General features: G+C 49.4%; 1 protein-coding gene. It reads left to right on the forward strand.

Going from position 1 to position 255, the window contains the following annotated elements; genetic code table 11:
• The coding region (locus AC0IYH_RS32720) for a hypothetical protein (RefSeq protein ID WP_471838521.1) at nucleotides 1-255 on the forward strand (255 nt) is incomplete at both ends.

Consider the following 255-nt stretch of genomic DNA (forward strand, 5'->3'; position numbering starts at 1 on the left):
TTGCAAAAAGACGACATTGAGGTTCGGTTCTATGAGGATGATGAGAATGGATGGCAAGCCTTTGGGGACTTCTCTCCCACAGACGTTCATAAACAGTATGCCATTGTGTTCCGGACACCGCCCTATCACAAGATGAAGATCGAGAGGCCTGTAACGGTGTTCATGCAGCTGAAACGCAAGCGTGGGGGCGATGTCTCGGACTCCAAACAGTTCACATATTACCATCTGGTGGAAGACAAGGAGGAAGTGCAGAGA

It is taken from the genome of Pseudomonas sp. AC463 (genome assembly GCF_979253585.1).